This is a genomic window from Ideonella azotifigens (assembly GCF_006519715.1).
Classification (GTDB): Bacteria; Pseudomonadota; Gammaproteobacteria; order Burkholderiales; family Burkholderiaceae_C; genus Ideonella; species Ideonella azotifigens.
In genome coordinates, this window is record NZ_VIDT01000428.1 from 1 (window position 1) to 4,894 (window position 4,894).

At 66.1% G+C, this 4,894-nt stretch carries 8 protein-coding genes and 2 pseudogenes; 3 read left to right on the top strand and 7 right to left on the bottom strand.

What is annotated here, in order from left to right; translation table 11 throughout:
* Positions 1-253 (top strand): TolC family protein (locus tag FKP22_RS21065; protein ID WP_510606720.1); only part of this gene is annotated, 253 nt, incomplete at its 5' end.
* Positions 254-271: 18 nt separating this feature from the next.
* On the opposite strand, the gene FKP22_RS21070 is transcribed toward FKP22_RS21065, so the two are convergent.
* The 4 genes and pseudogenes from FKP22_RS21070 to FKP22_RS32390 all read right to left on the bottom strand — a co-directional run bounded on the left by FKP22_RS21070 (position 272) and on the right by FKP22_RS32390 (position 1,899).
* A complete protein-coding gene (locus FKP22_RS21070; protein WP_141289652.1) occupies positions 272-889 on the bottom strand; it encodes a hypothetical protein in 618 nt (205 codons plus the stop codon).
* A 24-nt stretch (positions 890-913) separates the two neighbouring features.
* Positions 914-1,108: pseudogene (locus FKP22_RS32385) on the bottom strand (hypothetical protein); the annotation flags it as partial.
* Between the two features lie 53 nt (positions 1,109-1,161).
* Positions 1,162-1,557, bottom strand: coding sequence for a nuclear transport factor 2 family protein (locus tag FKP22_RS21075; RefSeq protein ID WP_141289653.1), 396 nt, complete (start codon positions 1,555-1,557; stop codon positions 1,162-1,164).
* Positions 1,558-1,725: 168 nt separating this feature from the next.
* Entirely contained in the window at positions 1,726-1,899 is a 174-nt protein-coding gene (locus FKP22_RS32390) for a hypothetical protein (protein ID WP_170200996.1), read from the bottom strand.
* Here FKP22_RS32390 and FKP22_RS32395 point away from each other — a divergent pair.
* Positions 1,898-2,626: a glycine-rich domain-containing protein gene (locus tag FKP22_RS32395; protein ID WP_170200997.1), complete on the top strand. Its 729-nt coding sequence runs from the start codon at positions 1,898-1,900 to the stop codon at positions 2,624-2,626. The genes FKP22_RS32390 and FKP22_RS32395 overlap by 2 nt on opposite strands.
* Before the next feature lie 31 nt (positions 2,627-2,657).
* Here the strand turns inward: FKP22_RS32395 and infA are convergent, their stop codons facing one another.
* A complete protein-coding gene (gene infA, locus FKP22_RS21085) occupies positions 2,658-2,918 on the bottom strand; it encodes a translation initiation factor IF-1 (RefSeq protein WP_141289654.1) in 261 nt (86 codons plus the stop codon).
* A gap of 11 nt (positions 2,919-2,929) precedes the next feature.
* A complete protein-coding gene (locus FKP22_RS21090) occupies positions 2,930-3,277 on the bottom strand; it encodes a hypothetical protein (protein WP_310733353.1) in 348 nt (115 codons plus the stop codon).
* Between the two features lie 352 nt (positions 3,278-3,629).
* On the opposite strand from FKP22_RS21090, the gene FKP22_RS21095 reads away from it, so the two are divergent.
* Positions 3,630-4,583 carry a TauD/TfdA dioxygenase family protein gene (locus FKP22_RS21095; RefSeq protein ID WP_141289655.1) on the top strand — a complete coding sequence of 318 codons (954 nt, stop codon included), beginning with the start codon at positions 3,630-3,632 and terminating at the stop codon, positions 4,581-4,583.
* A 1-nt stretch (position 4,584) separates the two neighbouring features.
* Here FKP22_RS21095 and FKP22_RS21100 read toward each other — a convergent pair.
* Positions 4,585-4,894, bottom strand: a pseudogene (locus tag FKP22_RS21100) (TonB-dependent receptor); the annotation flags it as partial.

Sequence of the window (4,894 nt, forward strand, 5' to 3'; positions counted from 1 at the left end):
GGTCAGCCTGGGCCAGCTGGCCGACCAGCGCGCCCACCTCGAAGCCCAGCGAAGGGCGCTGGCCGAAGCGCTCAAGCACGCCACCAACCGCTACCACGCCGGCTACAGCCCTTACCTCGAACAGCTGGACGCGCAGCGCAGCCTGCTCAGCACCGAGCTGTCGCTGGCCCAGACCGTGGGCGACCAACTGACGGCTGCGGTGGCGCTGCAGCAGGCCATGGGCGGTGGTTGGGAAGGTGATGCGCGGCGCTGAGCTTGGGTGTTGCCGGGTTCAGCCTGTGAGCAGCAATAGGCCAAACACCAGCGAAAGAAACCCGGTTATCAGTTGGAGCAGCACCAGGAAATGCTTGATTTCTCCGACCTGATGGCCGTCCCGCAAGACCACTTGCTGAACCCACGGTGAGCTGCGTGTCGCCGTGGCTGCAGCGAAGGCCAGCAGCAGGGCCAGCAAGGCGCCAGCGCTGGGGCCTGGCTGCGGAGGTTTGAACTCGAACGGAGATGGTCCTGACAGGAACAACACGTTCCAGAGCACGACCGCGGCGACCAGAACACGCCACTTGACCGCAAAACCGGGTGGCCGTTTGGCGGTCTCGCCTTGGGGCTCGAAGCCATTGCGCCGGATGCCGTCCAGCACCTTTTCCCGGCTGCCGAGGCACCAAAAAATCATGGTTTCCGGGTAGTCCATCCGGTTATGCCCGATGCGGATGCCGCGGGCCAGGACCGGGATTGAACCGTGCGGCTCGATGGTCACCACGTCCTCAGGTTTGAAGGTGTAGCTGCCCAGGCAAGTCAGTGTCAGTTGCCGGGCCTCGACGCTGAGCTTGCCGAAGGGCCAGGAGGCATTCACCCAACCGATTTTTGCGCCACCTCTGAATGACTGCAGTGTCATGGAATGATTTTGGTTACCCAAGCATCAGCGCTTCTCGCCTCGCAGCGTCGCCACTATCTTGTCTGCGTGTTCCTCGATCAAACCCCTGGACGTGAACAGCGCCGTGGGGTTTTTGGACTCCACTTTGAATTCCGACAGGACTTTTCCGGTTGCGGTGTCCTTGAGCCTGACCGTGCTCTGTATGTTGTCCGAGCCGGCCATCACCCCCACCAAGGCTCTCGCAGCACCGTTGCTGCAGCTTCTGACCTACCTGGCGCGACAAGCTGTTCAACTCAGGTCGAGCTCGCCGCCTTGGTCCGCGTCGAATGCAGGAAGGCCACGCGCCAGCCGGTGGCGTCGCGGCGCAGCAGCACGGTTTCCAGCCAGGTCAGTGGGGTTGGTTCTGCACCCTCGGTTTCGGTGATGCTGCCGACGTTCACATAGACCACCGCGCCGAAATCGCCGCTGAGTTCGACGCGGGGTTCGGTGACGGACCAGCGCATGCGCTTGCCCTCGGCGTAGTCGCCGCTGAGCAGGTCCCAGAGTTCGTCGCCGGGCATGTGCACGCCGTTTTCGAACACGTGGAAATCCGGGGTCAGCATGGCATGGACGCCTGCGCGGTCGTCGATGCTGGCGGCTGCGTACATCGCTTCGATGGCGGCGACCATCGCCTGGGCGTCAGCGTTCATGTCGGCTCCTTGGGGTGGCCGATTCTGAGCGCAGGCATGGCGTGGAACCAACAGGATTCTGCGGGCCGCGGCGTCGCTGTCATGTGTTCGTCATCAAACCGTCGCACATTGCGAAGCAGGAAGAGAGGATTCACACTCAACACAACCGAAGGAGGCAAACATCCCAAATCAGAACCCGCGCGATTCGCGCAGTTCGTCAAGCAGTTCGAGTTCTTTCCCGCCGGCCAGCAGGCGCAGTCCTGAGCCGGCGATGCAGCCAGCCACCGACCCGGCCCGCGGGTGGCCGATGCCGTCACCCGCATGGGCACTGGGCCTGGGGCTGGCCGGCGGCTTGGTTCTCATGGCCTTGCGCCATCCCGGTGCAGGCATGGTGCTGATCGCCCTTGGCCTGGTGCTCTACGGCTGGCTGCGAAGCCGTCTGGTCCGCCGCCGCGCGCTGGTGCTGGCGCAACCGCTGCCCAGCTTCCTGCGGCGCAAGCTGCAAGCCCACTATCCGCACCTGAACGAACGCCAGTTGGCGGACGTGGAGCGCGGGTTGAAGCAGTTTTTCAAGGCCTGCCTGAAGGCCAGGGGCCTGCACGTGGCCATGCCGTCCAAGGCGGTGGACGCGCTGTGGCACGAGTTCATCCTCTACACCCGCGGCTACGAGCGCTTCTGCCAGCAGGTGTTTGGCAAGACGCTGCACCACACCCCGGCCGAAGCCATGCCGCCAGAGGCGCAGCGCCAGGGCACACGTTTCCACGGCCTGCGGCGCGCCTGGCGCTGGGCCTGTCTGGATGAGTCGCTGAACCCGCTGAAGCCGGCAAGGCTGCCGCTGCTGTTCGCGCTGGACGGCCTGCTGGCCATCGAAGGCGGCTACCGCTACAGCCTGGATTGCACCAAGCCGGGTGCAGCGTCCCTCGCCAGCGACGCCAGCTTCTGCGCCACCGACTTCGACCGCAGTTCGTCAGGCGGCTGCGGCTCTGGCGGCTGCGGCAGCAGTGACGGTGGGGACGGCGGCGGCAGCGATGGGGGCTGCGGCGGGGACGGCGGTGGTTGCGGCGGGGGATGTGGCGGCGGAGGCGACTGAGTCGCCTGGCCGCTCACATGCTCAGCTCAGCTTAGCGACGATTGCCGCCACCGCTGGGCGGCGGGCCCGAACGGTTCAGGTGGCGGAAGGTGATCCGGCCCTTGCTGAGGTCATAAGGCGACAGTTCGAGCGAGACCTGATCGCCGGCCAGGATGCGGATGTGGTGCTTGCGCATCTTGCCCGCGCTGTAGGCGACCAGCTGATGGCCGTTTTCCAGCGTCACGCGGAAACGCGAATCCGGCAGCACTTCGTCTACCTTGCCCTTCATTTCGATCAGTTCTTCTTTTGCCATGCGGGGTTCTCTCAGGAGGATGTGTGGGACATGCAGCGCGAAACGGCCGGGGTGCGTTCGTGCACCCAGGCCAGGCCTTCGCGGAGGGCATAGGACAGCGCGTCGTCGCTGCTGTTGAACAACGGGAGCAGGCGCAGCACGCGGTCGTGCGTGGCGCGGCCCTGGCCGCTGCGGATGGAAACGGATGCGGTATAGCGCGCGTCAGGCGTGCGCTTGCTCAGAGGCGATACGAGGTATTTGCCGATCTCGAGCGAGGAAGTGGAACGATTGATACAGACTTTCAGGTCCGGCCGAAATTGGGAAGGCCGGGTGGCCTTGGAGGCGCTAAGGCCAGGCCGGGAGAAGGCGATCCGCCACACTGGGCAGGGCGCCGGGGCCTGCCGGGCGGCTCACCATGGGTGGGCTGCGGGCAGGAAACGGAGGTCAAACAGGAGAAAAGACAGGTGGCGGGCGCAGGCCAAGCCAGTGTCTCGTGGACCGTCCGCAGCGCACATGGTACAGCTTTGTGCGAGGCCTTCGGTTTTGCGGGCCCTTGGCGCGGCAGGCGAGCCGGGCAAAAGTCCGTTCTGGACCGCGCTTCAGAACCGGATTGCGGATCACCCGAATCGGCATTTGCGGGCGGCAACGGCATATGCAAGCCGTTATTCCTTCGACGCCAACCCGGCCGTGGCTGCCTAGCATCGCTGCATCCTGCTCTCCGAAGGTGTCGCGATGCCCGCTGCACAAACCCCTCTCGACGACGACTTCCAGCACCTGCAGGTGCGCCGCATTGCCGGCCGCATCGGCGGCGAGGTGCAGGGCCTGACGCTCACGCCCGACCTGGACGCGGCCGTGATCGCCGACATCGAGGCCGCTCTGGTGCGCCACAAGGTGCTGTTCTTCCGCGGCCAGGTCCAGCTGGACGACGAGCGGCACCAGGCCTTTGGCGCGCGCTTTGGCCGCACGGTGGCCCACCCGACCGTGCCCGCGCGCGAAGGCACCAAGCTGTTCGAGCTGGACGCCTCCAAGGGCGGCGGCCGGGCCGATTCCTGGCACACCGACGTGACTTTCGTCGAAGCCTTCCCGAAGATCTCCATCCTGCGCAATGTGGTCGCGCCAGCCTACGGCGGCGACACCGTCTGGGCCAACACCGCCGCGGCCTACCAGCATCTGCCCGAAGACCTGAAGCTGCTGGCCGACCGGCTGTGGGCGGTGCATGGCAACGACTACGACTACGGCGCGGAGCGCGCGCAGGTCGAGGAGCAGCGGCTGCGCCACCACAAGGAAGTCTTTGTCTCGGACGTCTTCGAGGCCGAGCATCCGCTGGTGCATGTGCACCCGGTCAGCGGCGAACGTGCGCTGCTGCTGGGCCACTTCCTGAAGAAGATCATCGGCTTGTCCAGCACCGAGTCGGCACGGCTGTTCGAGCTGTTCCAGAACCGCGTGACGCGGCTGGAGAACACCGTGCGCTGGCAGTGGCAGGTCGGCGACATCGCGATGTGGGACAACCGCGCGACCCAGCATTTCGCGATCAACGACTACGGCAACCAGCCGCGCCTGGTGCGCCGCGTGACGATCCACGGCGAGGCCGCGGTTTCGGTGGACGGCCGCCGCAGCCGCACCCGCATCCGCCCCGAGGCTTCGAACGACGGCCAGCTGGACGCGATGATCGCTGCCAGCCGCTGAGTCAAAACCGCAGGCTGCCCGACACGCCCGCCCACCAGGTGCGCCCTGGCGCCGGCTCGAAGAAGCGGCTGTTGCCTTCGTTGACGATCACCGAGCCGACGTAGCGGCGGGCAAACAGGTTGTCGATGCGCGCGAAACCGTCCAGCTGCCAAGCGCCGGCCGTCACGGCATAGCCAGCGTTGACCGCTGCCGTTGCATAGCCTGGCGCGGCGTCGCTGTTGGCATCGTTGACAAACACGCGGCTCACGTAGCGGGCCTCCGCGCCGCCATGCCAGCCTTGCAAAGGCGCCCAGCTCACGGCGGCAAACGCG

Excerpts from the sequence above, each read along its gene's own strand:
- FKP22_RS21070 (WP_141289652.1), bottom strand. The coding sequence starts at position 889 with ATGACACTGCAGTCATTCAGAGGTGGCGCAAAAATCGGTTGGGTGAAT.
- FKP22_RS21075 (WP_141289653.1), bottom strand. The coding sequence starts at position 1,557 with ATGAACGCTGACGCCCAGGCGATGGTCGCCGCCATCGAAGCGATGTAC.
- FKP22_RS32395 (WP_170200997.1), top strand. The coding sequence starts at position 1,898 with ATGGCCTTGCGCCATCCCGGTGCAGGCATGGTGCTGATCGCCCTTGGC.
- FKP22_RS32390 (WP_170200996.1), bottom strand. The coding sequence starts at position 1,899 with ATGAGAACCAAGCCGCCGGCCAGCCCCAGGCCCAGTGCCCATGCGGGT.
- infA (WP_141289654.1), bottom strand. The coding sequence starts at position 2,918 with ATGGCAAAAGAAGAACTGATCGAAATGAAGGGCAAGGTAGACGAAGTG.
- FKP22_RS21095 (WP_141289655.1), top strand. The coding sequence starts at position 3,630 with ATGCCCGCTGCACAAACCCCTCTCGACGACGACTTCCAGCACCTGCAG.